This is a genomic window from Segatella cerevisiae (assembly GCF_024054555.1).
In the GTDB taxonomy this organism is placed as follows: domain Bacteria; phylum Bacteroidota; class Bacteroidia; order Bacteroidales; family Bacteroidaceae; genus Prevotella; species Prevotella cerevisiae.
On record NZ_JAMXLY010000009.1, the window covers coordinates 20,264 to 41,582 of the forward strand.

Consider the following 21,319-nt stretch of genomic DNA (forward strand, 5'->3'; position numbering starts at 1 on the left):
CTTGAAGGGATTTCTGTCTTTACAGAAATCTGATTTCAATGTGTGTCCAAGTGTCTGTTTATTTGGGAGAATATCACTGTCCGGTGAATTCTTCCAGAGCAACTATGCACACAAGCACAGTCCGAAAGGTACAGAAGGTTGATTTTCCGATTTTATCCATTTTGGAGCACGGCGTGCTATACGATGGTAAAGTCGACAGATTTAAAATATAAATTATAGGTTGTTGAAATGCTTAATCGAATTATAAAGTATTTTTTGCATAACCGGATTATTTCAGCACTGATTTTGATTGCTGTTATTATCGGGGGTGTTGCTACGGCACCGTTTGACTGGCATACCGGAATTATTCCCAGGGATCCGGTATCAGTAGATGCAATTCCGGATATAGGTGATAATCAGCAAATTGTGGCGACAGAATGGATGGGGCGCTCTCCAAAGGATGTGGAACAGCAAATCACCTATCCGCTGACCACTGCATTGTTGGGCATACCAGGTGTCAAGTCGATCCGATCTACATCCATGTTCGGTATGTCTTTCGTGTATATTATCTTCAAGGATAATGTGGATTTCTATTGGAGTCGTTCTAGGATTCTGGAAAAATTGAATGCTTTGCCTTCAGGTTTGCTTCCCGAAGGCGTAAAACCGAGTTTGGGTCCTGATGCAACGGCTTTGGGACAAGTGTTCTGGTATACGCTTGAAGGGCGTAACCCGAAAACTGGGCAGCCTGCAGGAGGTTGGAGTCCTGAAGAACTGCGTACAATCCAGGACTATCAGGTCAAATATGCGCTGAATTCTGTCGATGGCGTCTCTGAAGTCGCTTCTATCGGGGGCTATGTCAAAGAATATCAGGTCGATCTTGATCCTGATGCTATGCGGTCATTTGGCGTCAATATAGATCAGGTCATGCAAGCAGTGAAAAATTCAAATATTGATGTGGGGGCAGGAACTCTTGAACTTAATAAGGTGGAGTATCAGATCCGTGGGCTGGGTTATATCAAGAATTTACAGGATCTGGAAAATGCAGCAATTACTTCTCGTGACGGTCAACCCGTGAGGGTCAAAGATGTCGCACATGTCAGTTTTGGACCTGCAGAACGACGTGGGGGACTGGACAAGGAGGGTCAGGAGGCTGTTGGCGGTGTAGTCGTAGCACGTTACGGTTCTAATCCCATGGATGTTATCACCCAGATTAAGGATAAAATCAAACAGATCGGGAATAGCCTGCCACAAAAGACTTTGAGTGATGGTACGGTCTCCAAGGTATCTGTCGTTCCATTCTATGACCGGACACAATTGATCAAGGAAACGATCGGGACGTTGGACAGCGCCTTGAATCATGAGGTGCTGATTTGTATCATCGTCGTACTTGTTCTGGTTTTCAATCTCCGTACTTCGGTGGTCGTGGCGAGTCTCCTGCCTTTGTCGGTGCTCCTGACATTTATAGTAATGAAGTTGACGGGCATAGAAGCGAATGTCGTCGCTCTTTCGGGGATAGCCATAGCCATTGGCGTGATGGTCGATGTTGGCGTAGTCTTTATGGAAAACACGCTGCGAAGGTTGTATGAGTTGCATGATGAAGACGGTCATGTCAGAGGGGTGGAGTTGGAAGATGTCATCTATCGTTCCGTGACGGAAGTGTCCTCGGCCATTATGACGGCAATGGTTACGACGATCGTAAGTTTTATGCCGGTATTTGCCATGCAGGCACAGGAAGGTAAGATGTTCCACCCATTGGCTTATACGAAAACATTTGCCTTGGCATCAGCTTTGGTTCTTGGAATAGTTTTATTGCCGACACTGGCTTATTGGATCTTTTCTTTACGCGTTCCTATTGTTAAATGGACGTCTCCGGTCATCAACCGGATTGAACCTTTGCGACTGTGGGTTGCTGCAAGAAAAAATTCCGGCTATCGGAAATATCTGAATCAACTGTCTATCGGGATCGTTGTCTTACTGGCAGTGTATGTACTTGCTTCCACATGGCTGCCTTTGGGCCCTGATAATGGAATCATACTGAATACACTGTTTGTGGCAGCGATCGTGGCTGTTATTCTGACCGCTTTGTGGCTATTGGTCATTTACTATGAGACGATCCTCCGCTGGTGTCTGACCCACCGCTGGCAGTTTATGCTTATTCCTGGCGTGACACTCGTCTTGGGACTTATGATTTGGGCGCATACCGGCAAAGAGTTTATGCCAAATCTAGATGAAGGTTCTTATTTGTTGATGCCTTCGAGTATGCCTAACTCTGGCGTAGAAGCAAATATCAATGACGTCAAACTTTTGGATCAGCGTATTAAGACGATTCCTGAGGTGGAATCTGCTGTGGGGAAATGGGGGCGAGCCAATTCCGCACTTGATCCTGCCCCGATCTCCATGTTTGAAGTGACAGTTAGTTATTATCCGGAATACAAGATAGGAGAGGATGGCAAACGCGCTCGTTTCAAGACTGATCATAAGGGGCGTTTTCTACTTGTAGGCGGAGGGGTATATGATCCTTCTGAAAGTTTCAGGGTTGTGCCGGATGACAGTTTGATTCCAAGTGCCCATGGTCAGTATTATCGCCAATGGCGTCCGGAGATTCGGACAAAAGATGATATATGGGCTAAAATATCGGAAGTCGCAGCACTTCCCGGACTTACGGGATACCCCAAACTACAGCCTATAGCGACACGAGAAGTGATGCTTTCCACGGGTCTGCGGTCTCCTATGGGATTGAAGATCTTCGGCCCAGACTTGAACGCTATCGAAATTGCAGGTATGCAGTTGGAAAAGGCCTTAAAGCACGTTCCTCTTGTAGAGAAATCGTCGGTTTACTACGACCGTTCTACAGGGGCTCCATATATAGAAATCCATCCGGACCGTGAGAAAATGGCACGTTATGGCATTCAGGTCAATGATTTGCAGAATGTGATATCTACAGCTATAGGAGGCATGGAAGAAAGTGTAGCTGTTGACGGACGTGCCCGTTTCCCGATTCGTGTACGTTATGCCCGTGAACTTAGAAATGCTCCTGATGCGCTGGGGCATATTCTGATACCTACTTCTGACGGCAGCCAAATTCCTTTGAGTGAAGTAGCCAGCCTGCAGTTTGCTGACGGTGCTACAATGATCAAGAGTGAGAATGCTTTTCCTGTCGGCTATGTGACTTTCGACAAGGTGGGGAATACTGCAGAGGTAACTGTCGTGAATAAGGCAAAGCGTTATCTTGACGGTCAGGTGAAATCTGGTAAAATCGTTCTTCCCAAAGGCGTTTACTACCAGTTTACCGGCAGTTATGAGCAGGAGATTCATGCCACTAAGCGGTTGGCTTTGATTATCCCTGTGGCCCTGTTGTGTATTCTGATGATACTTTATTTCCAGTTTAAGTCGGTTACAGCTTCTCTGATCCATTTTTCAGGGGTGTTCGTGGCTTTTGCAGGCGGATTTATTCTGATTTGGCTTTACGGTCAACCTTGGTTTATGAATTTCAGTATAGCAGGTGAGAACATGAGAACTCTTTTTGGAATGCATACGATCAATTTGAGCGTAGCGGTCTGGGTCGGGTTTATCGCCCTGTTTGGGATAGCTACTGATGACGGTGTCTTGATGGGAACCTATATCCATCAAGTCTTCCTGCATGATCATCCGGATACGAAAGAGGGTATAGTAGAAGCTGTGGTTCATGCGGGGCTGAAGCGTGTCAGACCTGCATCGATGACTACGGCAGCAACACTGATCGCTTTGTTGCCAGTGCTGTCGTCTACAGGGAAGGGTTCGGATATTATGGTTCCTATGGCAATACCCACCTTTGGAGGTATGTTGATTCAAACCATGACGATGTTTGTGGTCCCTGTCCTGCAGTGCTCTTGGCGGGAAAATGTGTTGAAGAATAAAATAAGACGTGAAAAAAGGAAGTTAACGGTATGAAAAAAATATACTTTATAGCACTTATTGTCGTTCTGATAAACACGGCAAAAGGTTTTGCCCAAACAGATAGTTTGAAGAATTACATGGTCATGGCCGTGCAGAACAGTCCGTCAGCGCAGGCGGCTTACCGCAGTTATGAAGCTGCCCTGCAACGTATAATCCCTGCCGGATCTCTAGATGACCCACAGATCTCAGCAGACTTTTATCCTAAGCCTATGGCTCTTGTGGACGGAAAGAACATTGCGAATATCAATGTGATGCAGATGTTCCCTTGGTTTGGGACACTCAAGGCTTCCAAACAGGAAAAGTCCTGGCTCGCAGAGGCCGCTTATCAGCAATACCGAAAGGTGGGGCTGAGTTTGGCTCTGGATGTTCAGAAATCTTGGTACAAGATGTTGTCTCTTCATGAACAGAGTTATACACTAGGGGACAATATCCGTTTGTTGGAGAATATCAAAAAGATGGCTTTGTTCAAATATAAGACTCCGGATGTCATGTATGGTATGGGAAAAGGCAGTGGAGGCAATGCGAAGATGAGTGATCAGTTGAGAATTCAGGTTGAGATAGAGAAACTTCAGGAGCAGAAAGAAGACGTTGAATCCCAGTTGGCAACTTTGATGAGACAATTTAATATTCTGCTGCACCGTAATGAGAATATTCCAGTGGTTCTTCCTGATACTCTTATAGAAACATTGATGCCTGTTGTCAATGTTGAAGACATTGAACAAAGAGATCCTCAACTTTTCCAGTTGAAAGCCCAGGGGAATTCATATTTGGCTCAGAAAGAGAAGGCTGAAAAGATGGGGTTGCCGATGTTGGGTGTCGGAGTAGGCTGGATGTTTAACGAGAAGCGGAATGTGGGTCATTCAACTAGTGACATGGGTGACAATATGAATCACATGAATGGTATGGATATGCCGATGCTGATGCTGAAAGTTTCTTTGCCTATCTATCGCAAGAAAGTGAAGGCCCAGGAACGGGCTGCCGCTTTGATGAAGGCCAGTTCGGATGAGAGTTATGCGGCCCAAGTGGATGTGCTCAGGGGCAGGTATGAAGAAATCATTCGAGAGGGCAAAGAAGAAAGGCGGAGAATTCAACTTTGTGACAAGGAAGGTACAATCCTTGATCATACTATTTCTTTGATGAGTTCTGAATATGCTAATGGGACTTCTTCAATCACAGATATTTTGCAGACACAACGAACGTTGATTGATTTTAAGTTGAAGAGATATGATGCAGTTGCAGCCTACGACATGGCAGTAGCGGAGATGGAGAATATAGATGCCGTAAATGATTTCAGTACGCATAAGGAAAGATGATGAAACATAAAATTTTAACAATATGGAAGTCCAATAGGTGGATCAGATACGTTCTGATATTATTGGCGGGATTGTTCTTCGGATGGTTGTTCTTCCATTCCTCTTCCGGTGAGTCTAGACCGACCGTGGACCGTCAGAGTCATAGAAAACAGATTTGGACATGCTCTATGCATCCCCAAATCAGATTGGACCATCCGGGTAAATGCCCGATATGTGGAATGGATCTGGTCCCGGTGAAGAATACCTCTTCGTCAGGGATGAGTATGGCTTCCGATGCTGTTCAGATGAGCAGCGAGGCGATGGCTCTTGCCAATGTGGAAACAGCTGTTGTGGGGGAAGGTTCGCTTAATCGGCAAATCCGCCTTTTCGGTAAGATAGCACCTGATCAGCGGACGCAGCAGTCTCAGACATCATACGTCGCAGGACGTATCGAACGTCTTTTCGTGAATGCTGTCGGTGATCACATCTCCAGAGGCCAAACGATAGCTGTCATCTATTCTCCGGAGTTGTATACCGCTGAACAGGAATTGGTTGAGGCCCTGCAGTTTGATGACAGTAGACAGAGGAAAGTTCTGGTAGAGGCAGCAGTGGAGAAACTCCGGTTGTTGAATGTGGACAATGGGCAGATCAGGAGAGTGCTGAAAAGTAGAAAACCTTCTCCTTTCGCAGAGTTGAAAGCAAATACGACAGGGACGGTGATAGCCAAGAGTGTCAACCAGGGAGATTATGTGAATCAAGGAGCTGTGCTGATGCAGATTGCCAATCTCTCTACTGTTTGGGCAATGTTCCAGGCTTATGAGAATGATCTGCCGTTCATCCACGTGGGTGAACGGATACAGTTCACGGCTGAGGCTATTCCTGGGAAGGTGTTTATAGGCACAGTCTCATTCGTAGATCCCATTATTGATGACAAGTCTCGGACGGCAGGGGTCAGGATAGTTCTGGCTAATCGTGGAGGACTTTTCAAACCGGAAATGCTTGTTTCCGGATATCTATCAGTGTCGCCGGGGCGTTACCGGAATGATCTCGTTGTCCCTAAGTCAGCGGTGTTGTGGACGGGGAAACGTTCAGTTGTCTATGTTAAGGAGCCAATGAAAGGCATGACTGCTTTTTCTATGCGTCAGGTTACTCTTGGTCCTTCTCTTCAAAATGGCTATGTGGTCCTTAGCGGACTGTCAAGGGGCGAACAGATTGTAGTTAATGGTACTTTTGCAGTAGATGCAAGTGCCCAATTGGAAGGCAAGCCTTCGATGATGGATCATTGATGATCTTCCGAGTGATTTTATAACATAATGAAAAAGAGGGGCTGCCAATAGTGGAAGTCCAAATATAAATAATAACTTTTAAAACAAACAGAAATGAAAAAAATGATGGTATTAATGATGTCTGCACTCTTATTGAGTGGCGTAGCATCGGCAAAGGTCGTAAAGACGACATTCAAAGTAGGCGGCGTATGCAATTCCTGCAAAGCAAGAATAGAGAAAGCCGCACAATCTGTAAAAGGCGTGAAAACGGCTTCTTGGAATGTGGAGAGCAAGCAATTGAATTTGGCTTATGACAACCAACTGACTACTCCTTTGAAAGTGGAGACTGCCATTGCCAAAGTTGGTCATGATGCCGGTTCCGTGAAGGCCAGTACTGCAGCTTACAATAAATTACCGGGATGCTGCAAGTATCGTAAGTAATGGTGTAACAGAAATTTTAAAGTAATGTGAATGGTTCTCCTTGGGGTCGTAGAGATCTCTCGGAGAACCATTTTTTGTTATATAAGAGGGGGAGCATAAATAAAGGGCATGCCAATTTAGTTCATTGACACACCCTTCCTAAAACCATTTATAAAATAATAGATAGAAATCGTTTTATTCCTTCAGGAGTTTTGCAACTTCAGCATCGATGTGTTCGATTTTCTCAGTCGGTTCAAACCGTTCTACTACCTGTCCTTTTTTGTTGATCAGAAACTTGGTGAAGTTCCACTTGATGTCAGGTTTGCTCTCGTAGTCAGGATCCTTTTCAGAGAGCATCTTGTTGAGATTGGGGTAGATGGGGTTGGTTATATCCCATCCTGCAAAACCCTTCTGGGATTTGAGGAATTTATAGAGTGGTTCGGCATCGTCGCCGTTGACCTTTATCTTCTGGAACTGAGGAAATTTGATACCGTAATTGAGTTGGCAGAACTGATGGATGCTTTCGATTGTACCGGGTGCCTGCTGGGCAAACTGGTTGCAGGGGAAGTCGAGGATCTCGAAACCTTGGGAATGATACTTCTCATAGAGGTTCTCCAGATCCGTGTAAGTTGGAGTGAAGCCACACTTTGTGGCGGTATTGACGATCAAGATCACCTTATTCGCATATTTCTTCAGGGAGACAGGTTTGCCATTCATGTCCTTGACCGTGAATTGGTAAACTGTCTTTGCGTTTTTTGAATGTGTTTTGGTGTTCTTGGAAATTGCATTGCCGTTATTCGGATTTGCAGAACTCACGGAAATGGAATAACTGCCTTGTGACCGCATATTATCGTTGAAAGCATAGTCTGCATTTTGAGCGCCTGCGCTTGCTGCCAGCAAAGCGAAAAGGCACATAGAATATATTTTCTTTTTCATCATGATGAATTTAATTAGGTGTCCCTTCTATAAGGGCTATAGATTTTGTTATATCTCAATGCAAATATAAGGAATAATTCTGAGATTATCAGATTTCTTGGAAAAATTACTGATTTAGGCAACTAAATAGGGCATAAATAAAGGGCATGCCGATTATTCATTGGCATACCCTTCCTAAAACCATTTATAAAATATGTATTATTCCTTCAAGAGTTTCTCGATTTCAGCAGCGACGTGTTCGATTTTCTCGGTAGGTTCAAAGCGTTTTACCACTTGACCCTTCTTGTTGATCAAGAACTTAGTGAAGTTCCATTTGATGTCAGGTTTGTTCTTGTAGTCAGGATCTTCCTTGGAGAGGATCTTGTCTAGAACCGGATAGATAGGATGTGTCTCATCCCATCCTGCGAAGCCTTTCTGCTCTTTGAGGAATTTATAGAGAGGCTCGGCATCATCGCCGTTTACCTTGATCTTCTTGAATTGAGGGAATTTGGTACCATAGTTGAGTTTGCAGAACTGATGAATGCTCTCATCCGTACCAGGAGCCTGTTGAGCGAACTGGTTGCAAGGGAAATCAAGGATTTCGAAACCCTGAGCATGATACTTCTCATAAAGTTTCTCCAAGTCTGCATAAGTTGGAGTAAAACCACATTTTGTCGCAGTGTTGACAATCAGGAGCACTTCATTAGCATACTCCTTCAAGGATACAGGATTTCCTTTTCTGTCCTTGACAGTGAATTCGTAAATTGTTTTCATTTTCTTAGTTTATCTAATTGATAAAATTGTTTAAGAACTGATTCTTTTTCATTCTTTACTGTAACGCAAAGATAGTTAATTATATCGTGAAAACAAATTGAATTTTGAAAAATATTTCATTTTTTAGGGATATTTTAATATACACCTATTTGTAAAAGGTACAAATATCGAAGAGGGAGCCTGAAATAAGGTTTCGATTCCCTTTTGTGGTGAATCCTGATGTAATTAGGGATAAGTCGACGTCTTCCAGAGAATTGTGTTTCGTTCTTGACGGCGTTAATTTTGCTTTAAATGCTTGTAATTCTTATGGCGGAAGCAGAGATTTCTCATTGAGATGATGATACAGTTGACTTATTCGAATGGAACCGACCAAAATGCAGGATAATGGTCCACCAAAATGCAGGATAATGGTATACCATTTTGCACCATATTGGTTTTGTGTGATTTTAATACCATACACTTGCTCAACGTGACTGGAAGCAACAACCGGTGCATTTCTTACTCAAGCAGGATACTATAGGGGTAGAATAGAGAGTTTTATAGTGTTCATTTTCGATATTTAGCTTTCTGAATGACGGTCTTTCACTTTCCGAATGTGTTGTTCCTATAGACTTGATACGAATGAAACTTTTATGTTTTATTATAGGTCTAGCTGGTGTTGAGTTTGGTTGGAGTGGAATAGAGGTTGCAAGAAAGTCTGAGGTATCCTGTCATGAAGGCTTTTTCCTCAATAATGGCAAAAAGAATGAGTGATGTCGGTTAAATTGACCAAGAATGGTTTGAAAAAGCATAAAATAAAGGTCGTTTCCTTGGTTCGTAATTATAAAATACCTATTTTTGCAAAGAAAATATTGATATAAACAATAAAACGAAAACCCATGAAACGATTTACAGTATTTTTGGCGTTGGCACTTATATCCTTTTTCTCTATATTTCTGACTTCCTGCGATAAAGACCAACAAACGGCTATAGAACTTTGGGGTACTTGGAAGGGGACGATCAATGTTAAAGCATTCAACTCTCGTCATACTAAATACACTTATACGGTATGGCATTTTGAAGGAAAACCCGGATCCAGGCAGGGAAATGGCTGGGAGAGAGATTTTGGGCAGGACGGAAGTTCTTATAAAAGCGATTTCCGCTGGGCTGTCAGTGACGGTGTCATACAGTTGACCTATAATAATGACAGTTGGAGTACCGTGTACATTTACGACTGGTCAATTTCAGGTGAGGATGATAACTCTAAATATTTTGACGGTCAAATAGATGATGGGAGCGGTAATCGGATACGGTTCCAATTGGACTATGATTATGATAATAGGTATTGATGGTGACTGAGGAGTTGCCTCATCTTTAGATGTCTTGCCGGTCCTCAATTCAGAATTGGAAGTATCAGAAGTCTGTTTTATAGGGAAATCCCCCTGCAAAATAGGAAGATTGTATACTTAATGAATATATTTTCTTCTAACTTTGCCAAAGAAAATAATAAAAATAGGAGATGACTATAATGAAGAAATTAACAATGGCGCTGATGGCACTAACCCTGGGGGCGATGCCATTCTTGTTCGCAGGTTGTGACGATACTGATGATTGGGATTATTATAATCCTTGGGATGATGGCTTTAGCTGGGATAACCCTTGGTGGTACAATTACGGCGATGGTGGTTATAATTGGAATGACGACTATGACAATGACCGGAATGACAACAATGATGACTATATTCTCACTGAGGCACAGGCTCTCAATGGTGAATGGCGAGGGAAGATGCAGTATGCTAGTGGTAAATATCAGCAAACCTATGAATTCAACTGTGATATGACTTTCACGCAATATAACCGAAATGCCGTGAATGGTACAGGATATGAAACGGATACATCAGGCGACCAGACACAGACACTGCAATTCAATTGGTATGTGGATGAGAGTAACGGAAATATCAATATCAAATATAAAAGTACTGACGGTAAATCAAAAGATAAAACGTTCGTCATGGACGCTCAGGCAAACCAGAGAGGTTTCAGTCTGAAAGAGGGTGATTATTTTGATGGTTATATGATCGGTACCAATACGGACGACATGGCTTATATTGAGTTGGATCGTGTTACAGATGGTACTCGAGCTGCCGTTGGTCAAAACCGCCTGTTCGGTTCAAAGAATTTACTTAAACAGAAGATGAATGCACCGCAAAGACTGCTTAAGCGGTAGAATACGATATAGTGGATTAAGTGGCGTAATAAGTAATATAAAGAAGAAGCCGTGCGAAGGAAATCCTTGCACGGCTTCAGTCGTTAATATAGGCAGTACATTTTAATTGAATCCCCAAGCTCTTTTCACATTCGTAACATTCAGGTTTTCTACTTCTTTTTCTATTTCATCAGGAAGGTTGCAGAAGAAGTCAAGTCCGGTCTTTTCCTGCAGTGTCTCAATATTCACGATATAAGGTCTGAGGTCTTTACTGGTTGTCGTGTTGTTGGCATCAAACCAGAACCCGATGGCCTTATAACCTGATTTGTTCTTCATCAGGACAGCACTGAAAAAATACTTTGGTACGACGAGGTTGTTCTTCCCTGTTGTATAGTTTCCTTCGCTGATCGTACCGCCTTTGCAGACAAAGAGCGTATCGGTCGTAGGTGAGGATATTGAAATCCAGTCCCGGAGCTGCTCTTCCATGACTTCCCAAATCCCTGCATTGAAATTATCTTTTTGTGCGGTCATATTTGACAGAAAGAAGGTTTGGTAATTTGCTAAAGTGGAGTACAACCGGTCAGCAGAAGGGCAGAGGTGACCATGGTCATAACCGGAACCCTTATAGGGGTCAATGGAGGAACGGTATTTTGAAGGCAGACTTGGATCTTGTGGATACTGGTCTTCACCGTCTCCCGGTTCATATCTTGTCGCATTACTCGGTCGGTTGTTGGCATACATTTCATAGCAGGTGAAAAGATTTGCCTTTTTTGTCTTATCCCATGCCAGTGAATAGTTGACATCCTGTCTGGTGCTGCCCGGTTCAGGTGCATAGTGGACGATGATCGTATCGTTCCCGGCTGAAGAAACTTTAGGAAATTCGAAACGGGTAACTTCGGAAGGCAGTCCTGTTGTGACAACATTCCTGTTTGTGTTACCTGACATATCGGATCCGCTGCCGTTGTCGTCATTGCTGCTACTGCTGCATCCTGAAAAAGTAAAAGCGGAGAGGATTAGGATAGATAGGTAACTGGACTGAAATAAATTCATGTGATAAAAATTAAATAGAGGGATAGACAAAGAAAAAGTGCAGACTGACGCATATGCAACTACGTCAGACTACACTCTATAAAGTCCTGTGTGGGATTGAATTCGAATAAATAGATTATTTCTTCAACTTACCGTAACGGTTCATGAAGCGGTCTACACGACCTGCACTGTCTACCAGTTTGCTCTTGCCTGTAAAGAATGGGTGAGAGCTGCTTGAAATTTCAACCTTAACCACCGGGTAAGTCTCTCCTTCAAATTCTACTGTCTCTGTTGCCTTGCATGTAGAACGTGTAAGGAACATATCGCCGTTGGACATATCCTTGAATACGACGGGGCGATAGTCTTTTGGATGAATACCTTTTTTCATTTTAATCTAAATATTTAATTATCAATAATTTCTATTCAACTAAACAGGGAGCAAAGTTACTAATAATTTTGCTCCCTGCCAAATAATCAGCTAAGTTTTTTATTTCGCATAAGTAATGGTAATCGATTTGATCCGGAGTTGGACGCCACCACCTTGCCCAGAAAAAGCATTTACGATTGTGATGGTAGAAGCATCCAAATTATCGAATGATACTTGTGTATTATTCTCTTTTGTTATTTTGATTTCTTTATCCCCACTTTGAGCGTATGCCTCATCATTGCCGTTATATAGTGTGGTATTATTAGCATCTGTCGTAGTAAAAGATATTTTCACTATTTTTTTGCCTGTAGTGGTAATCTTGAGTGTGTTATTTGCATACATCCTTAAAGACTCAAATCCTTTACTTGTACTGTAGGCTGGGGAAGTGGCCCCTTTTCCTTTATCGAAAGTAAGTGTTGTACCATCTGCAAGTGTTGCTGGCTTAGTGATAGTACCTGATTCAAAACCTATTTCGGTAGCAGCTATAGTAACACTGTTTTCATCAGGGGCCTTATGACCGGTAATAGAACTGATCTGACTGTTTTTTATTTCCAGAGTTGTTCCATTTGTACCTGTATAAGAGGTAATCTGACCATAGACAACTACCGTATCACCTTCGGCCAGTTGGTCTGCCGATGTGAATTTTGCGCCATCTAGATAAGCCCCGTGATAGATCTCAAGGTCATTTGTAGATGTCCCATCATCAGAAATATAATAGGTCATATCGCCATATTGGGAATCTACGGTTCCTGTTTTGGCTACTATTCCTTTGATATAAACATTGTCTGCCGGGAGGTTTCCTGTCCCAAAACTCCTTACCTTGGCGACATTGTAAGGCGATGCTTTCGTGCCGTCTCCAGAAGGATCATCGTTGTTTCCACCGCCACCATCTGTGTTTCCGTTGAGAGAGTAGATGTAATTCCCTTGGTTGAATTCACTGGTTCCACTATAATCAACGAGCGTACCGCAAACGACAACCTCATCGTCTGTCTTGATCTCGCTACCTGTAGTAAACTTCTTATTGCCAAGTGCATAACCGCGGAAAACGACTAATTTGTTGTTGCCGTCATCAGAAATATTATAGGTGGCATTGCCAAAAGATGTGTCAATACTTGGCGTACCTGTTATCTTGCCTTTGACATAGATAGTCTTGTCCAGATTTTGTCCTGCTGAAATGTAGTTCAGGGCTGCTGCTACATTGAACGGATCATCTTTGGTTCCTGTCCCGGTGGGGGCTACGGGCGTGACGTGGGTGGTATCACTGTCGGAAGGTAGGTCATAAGGCGACGGAACGTCCTCGCAGCCAGTAAAAGTCATGGCCGTCATGGCCAGAGCAAACAATGAATAGATTAACTTTTTCATGTTTATATGAATTAGGATTTTTCTTTTTTATTGATGTTATTTCGCAGGTGTAATGTCATTCGTGGATCTGAGGAGAATTTGCCAGGTATTCTTGAACCGGGTGAAGATACCTGTTATGTCCACTTTCCCGGTAGGCATGGCTGCATTCGCAAAATCTGCATAGGTGCTTGTACGCAGGACGAGATTCTGACTACTATATTCTGAGAAAGGTCTGTTGACTGCGTTGGACGTAAGTGCAACACTCCCGTCATTGGGGGCATAAACGGCTTTACCGTCAGCGTCTGCTATCGTCACGCCGTGAATGGTCATCAGTTTTCCACTGTTGTCAATCAGATAATTGGAATCCTTTATTTTGCTGACATCAAAGTCTTCTGTCAGCGCTGTTGCCTGGGATGCATCCACTTTGCCAAGCAACTTGACATGGTTCTCCCATGTGTACCTGTCCACTCGGCCTATGGATTTTGCTCCTGTAGAAGCATTGGTGTAGACACCGCCCACTTCACACTGTTGACCGTATCCGCCGATATAGAGGTCTTTCAGATTGATGAGGATTTCCTGTCCTACTGCCAGGAACCCGTGAAGACCTCCTGCATTGATACTCACGATCAAGGCTCCCGTAGAGTCCTGAACCGAGATCTCCTGATAGATATTGCCTTGGTCATCATTGCCGGTGACGATGCCTTTGATCTGGACATCATTGTTGATCTGGGTATAGGCACTGTTGTTGATGACCGTCTTGTACTGGTCTTTTAACTGCCGGATAGTCAATACCTGTGTTTCCTTCAGGTCATTATTGCCGTAAGGGGGATTGGCAGGATCGATGTCAGGCGCAGCATAGTCAGATCCCATGCATGACGTGATAAGACCTGTGATGCACAGAATCAGGGAATATTTGATAACTTGAATTAGTTTCATGACGTTTTGCTTTAGAATCTATAGGATACCTGGAACATTCCGTTCGTTCCATACACGTAAAATTTCTTCGGGTTCTTGGAGAATTTATAGACCCGTTCCTTGCTCAGCGTACCTGTACTTTGGTCTACGGTATAGTCGCTCCGGCTCTGCTCGTAACCGCCGCTGACGATATGCTGGTTGTTGAGGATGTTCGTCACGGAGAAGTTGAAGTTCAACTGTCCGCGTTTCAGTCTCACGCTCTTGCCGATGCTGCCGTCGACCATCCAGCCACCGTGACCTTTGGCCTGGTCAGGTACGATCAGGTTGCCCTCGTTGTCTACGCTTCCCATAGTAGTCAGGGTGTTCTGATAGCGGTAGCTGGGGGAATAGCTGAGGTAAATGCGGTCATAATAGTTGGCTGACAGATCGATGTACCAACCGCCTGTATGGAAGTCGAGACCTGCACTGGCTGCAGTCAGCGGTGTGCCGCTTTCCCTCATGTTCTTGTTCATGATGATGTCATGAGTGATGACTGCAGAATTGGAATTCATGTAATTGACACTGGCGTTGTTGACGTTGCGGGCATCACTCCATGTACCCAATGTCTTCAGGTCGAGGAAGGAAGCGAGTTTGAAATCCATGCCTGCTTCCACACCATAGTATTTCTTCTTGATGCCGGTCATGCTCACATAAGTGAAAGCGTTGGCATCATCGAAGTAGAAGTTCTGCCATTCTGTGACATGGTCCAGATAATTGAAATAAGCATTGACGTTGGCGTGCAGCCATGAGTTCTGATACTGATAATTGAACTCGCTGCTGAAGACATGCTCATCGTGGAGGTTCTGAACGAAGTCATTGTTCATCTCAGGAGAGACAAAGGCCGTGCTTGCCGTAGGCGGGCACCACTCATAACCGACACCGATCTTGAAGACGTGGCCTCTGCCGGCATCTAATGTCAAACTGCCTTTTCCGCCTGCTTCTCCAAAAGTAGCTCTGCCACTCTTGCCATAGGAATTTTCAGGGAACATACCATTCTGCATGTAACCCTTGCGGCGCATCTGCGTCTGGCCTATCTTGCCGGCGAGCATGACGTGGAAGCGTCCGATCGTATTGTCATAGTTGCCCCAGAGAAGGCCCTTCTGAACGAGGATGTTATAATCGTAACCGAACTTGTCCCCATCCTTTACCACTTTGCCTTTACCGTCAGATCCTGCAGTCCTGAGATCGTATTGTACCCTCGGGTCCGTTGCAGAATAGGTGCCGATAGCATAGGTGTTGATATTGTGAAACTGGCTTGCGCCGAGCAGGTCATCCATCGTCTGATAGTGCCTGCCGCTGTTCTCTGCCAATGTCAATCCGGTGTGGATCGTTCCGCCTTGATGGATCTTGGCTGTCAGAGTAGGGTTGACACTTAAGGTGAGGGCATTGTTGTGCTTAGCCTGGATGAAATAGATGGCGTCATTGCCGATAGAGGCAGCTTGCTCGTTGGCAAAATAGAGTTGATTCCAGTCGATCTGGCGGTTGGCCTTGCTGGCTTTCCAGAACTGGTAAGAACTCAACCAACTGTCATAGGAATTTTCATTGTTGTCAGAGGAAGGATCCCAGACATCATAATAACTGCTCGGAAGATTCTTCCAATAGTCCGGCTGTGGATTTTCACTGTTGCTGTATTCGAGTTTGGTGCTCTTATAGATACTGTATCTGCCGAAAACAGAGGTTGTCAGTTTCAGGTCATCATTGATGTTCCAGTCCCAGGTGAGAACACCTGAAGGTGCATAGTCATGTACGACGCGGGAATTGCGCTTGTGTCCGTTTTGGTATCCCCAATAGGGGTTATAGTAATAGTCATTTGCGAGCCAGTAAGCTTCATCCGTCGAAGCACCCTGGGTGGAACGTTCCGTAGGATTTCCCCAAGTTGTGAAAGACAGGGTGCTGCCGGAATTCCATTTCTTCTCGATACCCAAGAAATAGGAGAGGGCGTTGTAGAATGTGCCTTCCACATAACCGTGGTTTGCCCATCTGTAGGTCAGTCCTGCTGATACAGCCCATCCTTTGGAATTGAATCCGGAGGAGTAGGTGTAGATGCCGCGCAGCGTATAGTTGCTGTTGGTAGCGCCTAAAGAGAGGTAATTCCCCGCTCCCTGATTGCCTGAGCGGAAGTCGTAGTTGTTGCTTCCTGCCATCCCCGGCATGGAGAAATTATTGCCCTCGAAAGGCAGTGCAAAATCGGCAGACCGTGTAAAACGATTCAATCCCCCGATATTGGAGTACCGGAACTGTCCTGACTCCATATCGTTCAGTGGAGCGCCGTTGACATAGATTAGGTTGTACTTCTGCGGGAGCGCACGATAGCGGAACCGTACCGGTGAAAAGAGATAACCCACTTCTGAGGCATACTCATTCGTGTTGGAATTCATGATGGTGATGTTTTGTGACATGTCATCATCTTCTCCCAATTGTGCTTCAGTGATCGTAAAGGCATTGTCATCTATCGGTGTCGGCTGCTGGTCCGTTTTTGTGTTTTGGGCCAGCAGTAGAGGACTGTAGAAAGAAAGTGCGATTACTGCAATTTTTACCTGATTATGCATGAATGTAGTTTAATAAAAATTATATCTTAAGTGCAAAGTAACGAAATATATTTTAAATAAAAAAGCTTTTTTGATTAATTTTTCATGAAATATGCCGATAATTCAGTAGAAATTACGATATTTGCACTATGAAAAGAGACGCTTTATTATAACGTATTAGCTTTGAAATATGATTGTCATATAAAAGTAACATGTTGATTAGTTTTAGGTTTTAATTTCGTTAATTATGTCGTTTTCTTCCTCGAAATCCGTATATTTGTCATTCAGTAAATAAATCAGAAGATATGAAAAAACAACTGTTATTCCTTTCAGCGTTGCTGTTCTTGAGTCTGACGATTTCTGCTCAGAAAAAGTTTGCGTGTTACGCTGTAGGATTTTACAACCAGGAGAACCTCTTTGATACTTGCCACGATGTCGGGAAGAATGATTATGAGTTTCTGCCTAACGGGAGTTATCACTGGGACAAACTCCGTTATACGCACAAGATACACAACATGGCGAGGGCTTTGGCTGATATCGGGACGGATGTCCTGCCTAAGGTCGGTTGCACGATGATAGGAATGGCAGAGGTGGAGAATGACAATGTCTTGAATGACCTGATCGCCCAGCCGCCTTTGAAAGCGCGGGGCTACCGCTATATCCATGTCGAAGGTCCTGACCGCCGTGGCATCGACTGTGCCCTGCTCTATAATCCGGCCCTCTATAAGATAAGGAATGTCAAACTTGTCCAGTATCATCAGGAGTTGGCTAAGGACAGTGCTTTCAAGACCCGTGGTTTCCTGACGATCAGTGGAGACTTGGCAGGGGAGCATGTCTCAGTCATCGTCTGCCATTGGCCGAGTCGCTTCAGCGGCAGTTTCTATCGTGAGAGTGCCGGTCGTCAGGTGAAGGCTGTCAAGGATTCTCTCTTACGGGACGATCCCCAGTGCAAGGTCCTGGTCATGGGGGATATGAATGATGATCCGACGAATGTCAGTATGTTTAAATATTTGGGTGCCAAAGGTGAGATAGACCAGGTCGGCCCTGATGAGATGTACAACCCATGGTACAATATTCTGGCTAAGGACGGTAAGGGGACATTGAGTTATCAGGGTTCTTGGGATCTTTTCGATCAAATCGTGATGACCCCTAACCTACTTAACAAGAAAGGACAGAAGGACTATTCTACATTGAAGTTCTGGAAGAACGAGATAGCCATCAGGGATTATCTGGTCCAGCAAACCGGTCCTTATAAAGGCACGCCCAAGCGGACGACTGCCGGAGGTGTCTGGCTGGACGGTTTCAGTGACCATTTTCCCGTCGTTGCCTATTTCCTGAAAGTGAAAGAATGAGAGGTAAGTTGTTCGAACGATATAATATGGTGGAAGAATAATGAAGCGTTCTGTGAAAAATAATGATGCTGATGACGGTGAGGACCTGAAAGAGCCTGAAATAGAATCACACCCTTTTAAACCCTGGTTGCCTGAAGGCGCCCGACTGCTCATGCTGGGGACGTTTCCCCCGGCACCCAAGAGATGGTGTATGTCTTGGTACTATCCCAATTTTCAGAATGATATGTGGCGCATCTTCGGCCTTCTCTTTTTCAAGGATAAAGGACATTTTGTCTTGCCTGGCGAGAAGCGTTTTGACCTTCCTGCTATTCAGGACTTCCTGAGACTGCACCATATCGCAATCTTCGATACTGCTTTACGCATCCGCCGGACGAAAGGGACGGCGTCTGATAAAGATCTGGAGATCGTAGAACCGACGGATCTGGATGCTTTGCTCCAACATCTTCCTCAGTGCCGCGGCGTATTGACTGCCGGCCGTCTAGCCACGAAAGTTTTTACGGATCATTTCGGCATCAATGCCAAGGATTTGAAAATGGGAGACTCCATAGCGTTTCCTTTCGAGGACCGGCAGATCCGCCTTTACCGTATGCCGAGCAGCAGTCGTGCCTATCCGATGGCTGTAGAGAAGAAAGCGGTTTTCTATAAGAAAATGTTCGATGAAGTGCTTTAGAATATCTAATGTTTAGATGATGTGGAAGAAGACAACAATTATAGGGATTGCCGGTGGAACCGGAAGTGGAAAAACAACTGTAGTGAAGAAGATTGTCGAAGCGTTGCCGCCTGACTATGTGGCTGTGGTGCCTCAGGATTCTTATTACAACAGTACTACGGGAATGACAGAGGAGGAGAGACATGCCATCAATTTTGACCACCCTGATGCCTTCGACTGGAAACTGCTGATCAAGCAAATCAACGAACTGCGGCATGGCCAGGCTATCGAGCAGCCTACTTATTCTTATCTGAAGTGCAACCGGTTACCTGAGACGATCCACGTAGAACCGAAACGCGTGATCATCATTGAAGGAATCATGGCTCTTTTGAACAAGAAACTCCGGGATATGATGGATCTGAAAATCTATGTGGACTGTGATTCCGATGAACGCTTGATCAGAAATATCCAGCGGGATACGATCGACAGAGGGCGGACGGTCTCAATGGTCGTCGACCGCTATCTGAAAGTGCTGAAACCGATGCATGAGCAATTTATCGAACCTACCAAGCGGTATGCTGACTTGATCATCCCTGAAGGCGGGGAAAATATCAAGGGCATCAGCATCTTGTGCAAGTATATCGAAGGTTTGATTCAGGAAGATGAAACTGAAAAGAAAAATCAGGCTTAGGTTGTCTTCGAGGTCAACTGTACCTGTTTGAAGAGATGCCTAAAGCGTTGGAAAATCTGTCTTATTCAGATTTTCCAGCGCTTTTCTATTCTTACAGGACTATCATAATTTACGGGTAAGGTCATTTTCCATTCTCCCACAAGGGTGAGAGCAGTGAGTCAGACTTTGCCCGTCTTCTCGTCCGTCTGCTCTGAATCCTTCTTTTCCGTCTGGTCAGGGCTGTCGGTCTGAGGATGGTAGCGCTGGGCATTTTGGTCAAACTCTTTCTTGCAACGGGCTGCCTTGATGGAATTGATACATTCTATTACACCGTAAAGGATCATACACCATCCGATGACCAGTAGAGGTGCTGTGGCTATGGCTGAAGGTTTGATCAAAGCGATTAGACCGACGATCAGGATGATGGAAGGGAAGATCCAGAATCCTGCTCCGACCTTCGCATATTTCCTGACTGCTGCAAGATTGACAAACTGGTTGACGGCGCCCATGATCAGGATGATTGCGAAGATGATGGTCAGGGCTGTAATGAAGTTGTCTGGAATGAGGGCCAGTATGATACCGAGGACGATGCTGCCTATTCCCACGATCGGAAAGAAGGGTTTCTGACCCGTGATTTGATTGCCATCAGCATCGTAGATGATGGCTTCTGAGGCGTGTTTTTTCTCACCGAAATAGGTGGCAATGGAGATGACTCCTGAGATCAGGAACAGTACGCCGATGATGATCGTTATCCACGTGAGGGTCTCGTTGCGGAACCTTACCAGTAGAACACCTACGATTACAGCGATGATAGCTCTGAAGAAATGACTTTGTAACAGTTTTTTTGATTTATCCATGATGATTGCAGGTCTGGCTGCCTTTATGATTTTCAATATATTGGTATCTCATATCGTATACCGTTCTTGCAAAGTTACTAAAAATCATGGTTTATTGCCCTCTTCTCTCGCTTTTTTATTATTTTTGCATTCAAAATCAGAAAAATGACTACATTATATTTAGTCCGCCATGGCGAAACGGTAGCTAATGCTGCACAAATCCTGCAAGGACAACGTCAGGGACAGTTGAATGAAAACGGCATCAGACAGGCCGAGGAAACGCGTGATCGGTTGCTGAAGACTCCTATCGATGCGTTTGTATCGAGTGATCTGAAACGCGCGATAGATACGTGTAAGATTATTGCCAAACCCCATGGCGTCGAGACTGTGGTGACGACTCCTCTGTTGAGGGAACGGGACTGGGGGAGTTTTACAGACTGTTTCATCCCGGACCTGAAGGGCAAGGACTGGCCGGAAGATATAGAATCCCTGGAGAGCCTGAAATCACGTGCACGTGATTTTCTGACTTGGGTGAAAGAGACGTATCCTGATCAAACGGTTCTTTGTGTGGGACATGGCATCATCAATAAGGCTATCCAGAGTGTCTTTTACGGAAAGCAGATGAAAGATATCCCTAAAATGGGGAATGCGGAAGTGAGGATCCTCAAACTTTGAGATATTGATAGACCGGCAGAATATTCGGATAGCCGGTTTTCTTATAGGCCTATAAAAACTGACAGCGTGACGACCATCTCGGCCATCACGCT

General features: G+C 44.5%; 18 protein-coding genes. 10 read left to right on the plus strand and 8 right to left on the minus strand.

The window, feature by feature from the left end; translation table 11 throughout:
* The first annotated feature begins 228 nt into the window (after positions 1-228).
* From NG821_RS03710 to NG821_RS03725, 4 genes are all read left to right on the plus strand, one after another.
* Positions 229-3,909 (plus strand): efflux RND transporter permease subunit, encoded by a 3,681-nt coding sequence (locus NG821_RS03710; RefSeq protein WP_252760321.1) that lies wholly within the window; start codon positions 229-231, stop codon positions 3,907-3,909.
* Positions 3,906-5,228, plus strand: a complete 1,323-nt coding sequence (locus tag NG821_RS03715; RefSeq protein ID WP_252760322.1) for a TolC family protein — start codon at positions 3,906-3,908, stop codon at positions 5,226-5,228. Before NG821_RS03710 ends, NG821_RS03715 begins: the two co-directional genes overlap by 4 nt.
* Positions 5,225-6,493 (plus strand): efflux RND transporter periplasmic adaptor subunit, encoded by a 1,269-nt coding sequence (locus NG821_RS03720; RefSeq protein ID WP_252760323.1) that lies wholly within the window; start codon positions 5,225-5,227, stop codon positions 6,491-6,493. Before NG821_RS03715 ends, NG821_RS03720 begins: the two co-directional genes overlap by 4 nt.
* A gap of 93 nt (positions 6,494-6,586) precedes the next feature.
* Positions 6,587-6,913 (plus strand): heavy-metal-associated domain-containing protein, encoded by a 327-nt coding sequence (locus NG821_RS03725; protein ID WP_252760324.1) that lies wholly within the window; start codon positions 6,587-6,589, stop codon positions 6,911-6,913.
* Positions 6,914-7,087: 174 nt separating this feature from the next.
* Here the strand turns inward: NG821_RS03725 and NG821_RS03730 are convergent, their stop codons facing one another.
* Together NG821_RS03730 and NG821_RS03735 are read right to left on the minus strand one after the other, a co-directional pair.
* Positions 7,088-7,675, minus strand: coding sequence for a glutathione peroxidase (locus NG821_RS03730; protein WP_317233074.1), 588 nt, complete (start codon positions 7,673-7,675; stop codon positions 7,088-7,090).
* A gap of 351 nt (positions 7,676-8,026) precedes the next feature.
* The gene (locus NG821_RS03735) at positions 8,027-8,581 is read right to left on the minus strand and encodes a glutathione peroxidase (RefSeq protein ID WP_252760325.1); all 555 of its coding nucleotides are present in this window, start codon (positions 8,579-8,581) and stop codon (positions 8,027-8,029) included.
* Positions 8,582-9,459: 878 nt separating this feature from the next.
* On the opposite strand from NG821_RS03735, the gene NG821_RS03740 reads away from it, so the two are divergent.
* Positions 9,460-9,909 (plus strand): hypothetical protein, encoded by a 450-nt coding sequence (locus NG821_RS03740; RefSeq protein ID WP_252760326.1) that lies wholly within the window; start codon positions 9,460-9,462, stop codon positions 9,907-9,909.
* Positions 9,910-10,088: 179 nt separating this feature from the next.
* Positions 10,089-10,787, plus strand: a complete 699-nt coding sequence (locus NG821_RS03745; RefSeq protein ID WP_252760327.1) for a hypothetical protein — start codon at positions 10,089-10,091, stop codon at positions 10,785-10,787.
* Positions 10,788-10,889: 102 nt separating this feature from the next.
* On the opposite strand, the gene NG821_RS03750 is transcribed toward NG821_RS03745, so the two are convergent.
* The 5 genes from NG821_RS03750 to NG821_RS03770 form a co-directional block, all read right to left on the minus strand.
* Positions 10,890-11,816, minus strand: coding sequence for a DNA/RNA non-specific endonuclease (locus NG821_RS03750; protein ID WP_252760328.1), 927 nt, complete (start codon positions 11,814-11,816; stop codon positions 10,890-10,892).
* A 115-nt stretch (positions 11,817-11,931) separates the two neighbouring features.
* A complete protein-coding gene (locus NG821_RS03755; RefSeq protein ID WP_252760329.1) occupies positions 11,932-12,183 on the minus strand; it encodes a type B 50S ribosomal protein L31 in 252 nt (83 codons plus the stop codon).
* Positions 12,184-12,282: 99 nt separating this feature from the next.
* Entirely contained in the window at positions 12,283-13,584 is a 1,302-nt protein-coding gene (locus NG821_RS03760; RefSeq protein ID WP_252760330.1) for a hypothetical protein, read from the minus strand.
* 36 nt (positions 13,585-13,620) lie between these two features.
* Positions 13,621-14,499, minus strand: coding sequence for a DUF5689 domain-containing protein (locus NG821_RS03765; protein WP_252760331.1), 879 nt, complete (start codon positions 14,497-14,499; stop codon positions 13,621-13,623).
* An 11-nt stretch (positions 14,500-14,510) separates the two neighbouring features.
* Positions 14,511-17,066: a TonB-dependent receptor gene (locus NG821_RS03770; protein WP_252760332.1), complete on the minus strand. Its 2,556-nt coding sequence runs from the start codon at positions 17,064-17,066 to the stop codon at positions 14,511-14,513.
* A gap of 284 nt (positions 17,067-17,350) precedes the next feature.
* On the opposite strand from NG821_RS03770, the gene NG821_RS03775 reads away from it, so the two are divergent.
* From NG821_RS03775 to udk, 3 genes are all read left to right on the plus strand, one after another.
* Positions 17,351-18,397: an endonuclease/exonuclease/phosphatase family protein gene (locus NG821_RS03775; protein ID WP_252760333.1), complete on the plus strand. Its 1,047-nt coding sequence runs from the start codon at positions 17,351-17,353 to the stop codon at positions 18,395-18,397.
* A 151-nt stretch (positions 18,398-18,548) separates the two neighbouring features.
* Positions 18,549-19,067: a uracil-DNA glycosylase family protein gene (locus NG821_RS03780; protein ID WP_252760365.1), complete on the plus strand. Its 519-nt coding sequence runs from the start codon at positions 18,549-18,551 to the stop codon at positions 19,065-19,067.
* A 19-nt stretch (positions 19,068-19,086) separates the two neighbouring features.
* Positions 19,087-19,737, plus strand: coding sequence for a uridine kinase (udk, locus tag NG821_RS03785; RefSeq protein ID WP_252760366.1), 651 nt, complete (start codon positions 19,087-19,089; stop codon positions 19,735-19,737).
* A gap of 158 nt (positions 19,738-19,895) precedes the next feature.
* On the opposite strand, the gene NG821_RS03790 is transcribed toward udk, so the two are convergent.
* Positions 19,896-20,609, minus strand: coding sequence for an HdeD family acid-resistance protein (locus tag NG821_RS03790; protein ID WP_252760334.1), 714 nt, complete (start codon positions 20,607-20,609; stop codon positions 19,896-19,898).
* A gap of 108 nt (positions 20,610-20,717) precedes the next feature.
* Here NG821_RS03790 and NG821_RS03795 point away from each other — a divergent pair, with 108 nt between their 5' ends.
* Positions 20,718-21,227 (plus strand): histidine phosphatase family protein, encoded by a 510-nt coding sequence (locus NG821_RS03795; RefSeq protein WP_252760335.1) that lies wholly within the window; start codon positions 20,718-20,720, stop codon positions 21,225-21,227.
* Positions 21,228-21,319: the final 92 nt, after the last annotated feature.

Bases quoted from the DNA above. Each gene is read 5' to 3' on its own strand.
- NG821_RS03750 (WP_252760328.1), bottom strand. From the start codon at position 11,816: ATGAATTTATTTCAGTCCAGTTACCTATCTATCCTAATCCTCTCCGCT.
- NG821_RS03715 (WP_252760322.1), top strand. From the start codon at position 3,906: ATGAAAAAAATATACTTTATAGCACTTATTGTCGTTCTGATAAACACG.
- NG821_RS03725 (WP_252760324.1), top strand. From the start codon at position 6,587: ATGAAAAAAATGATGGTATTAATGATGTCTGCACTCTTATTGAGTGGC.
- udk (WP_252760366.1), top strand. From the start codon at position 19,087: ATGTGGAAGAAGACAACAATTATAGGGATTGCCGGTGGAACCGGAAGT.
- NG821_RS03780 (WP_252760365.1), top strand. From the start codon at position 18,549: ATGCTGGGGACGTTTCCCCCGGCACCCAAGAGATGGTGTATGTCTTGG.
- NG821_RS03735 (WP_252760325.1), bottom strand. From the start codon at position 8,581: ATGAAAACAATTTACGAATTCACTGTCAAGGACAGAAAAGGAAATCCT.
- NG821_RS03745 (WP_252760327.1), top strand. From the start codon at position 10,089: ATGAAGAAATTAACAATGGCGCTGATGGCACTAACCCTGGGGGCGATG.
- NG821_RS03720 (WP_252760323.1), top strand. From the start codon at position 5,225: ATGATGAAACATAAAATTTTAACAATATGGAAGTCCAATAGGTGGATC.
- NG821_RS03770 (WP_252760332.1), bottom strand. From the start codon at position 17,066: ATGCATAATCAGGTAAAAATTGCAGTAATCGCACTTTCTTTCTACAGT.
- NG821_RS03775 (WP_252760333.1), top strand. From the start codon at position 17,351: ATGAAAAAACAACTGTTATTCCTTTCAGCGTTGCTGTTCTTGAGTCTG.
- NG821_RS03740 (WP_252760326.1), top strand. From the start codon at position 9,460: ATGAAACGATTTACAGTATTTTTGGCGTTGGCACTTATATCCTTTTTC.
- NG821_RS03765 (WP_252760331.1), bottom strand. From the start codon at position 14,499: ATGAAACTAATTCAAGTTATCAAATATTCCCTGATTCTGTGCATCACA.
- NG821_RS03755 (WP_252760329.1), bottom strand. From the start codon at position 12,183: ATGAAAAAAGGTATTCATCCAAAAGACTATCGCCCCGTCGTATTCAAG.
- NG821_RS03795 (WP_252760335.1), top strand. From the start codon at position 20,718: ATGACTACATTATATTTAGTCCGCCATGGCGAAACGGTAGCTAATGCT.
- NG821_RS03760 (WP_252760330.1), bottom strand. From the start codon at position 13,584: ATGAAAAAGTTAATCTATTCATTGTTTGCTCTGGCCATGACGGCCATG.
- NG821_RS03710 (WP_252760321.1), top strand. From the start codon at position 229: ATGCTTAATCGAATTATAAAGTATTTTTTGCATAACCGGATTATTTCA.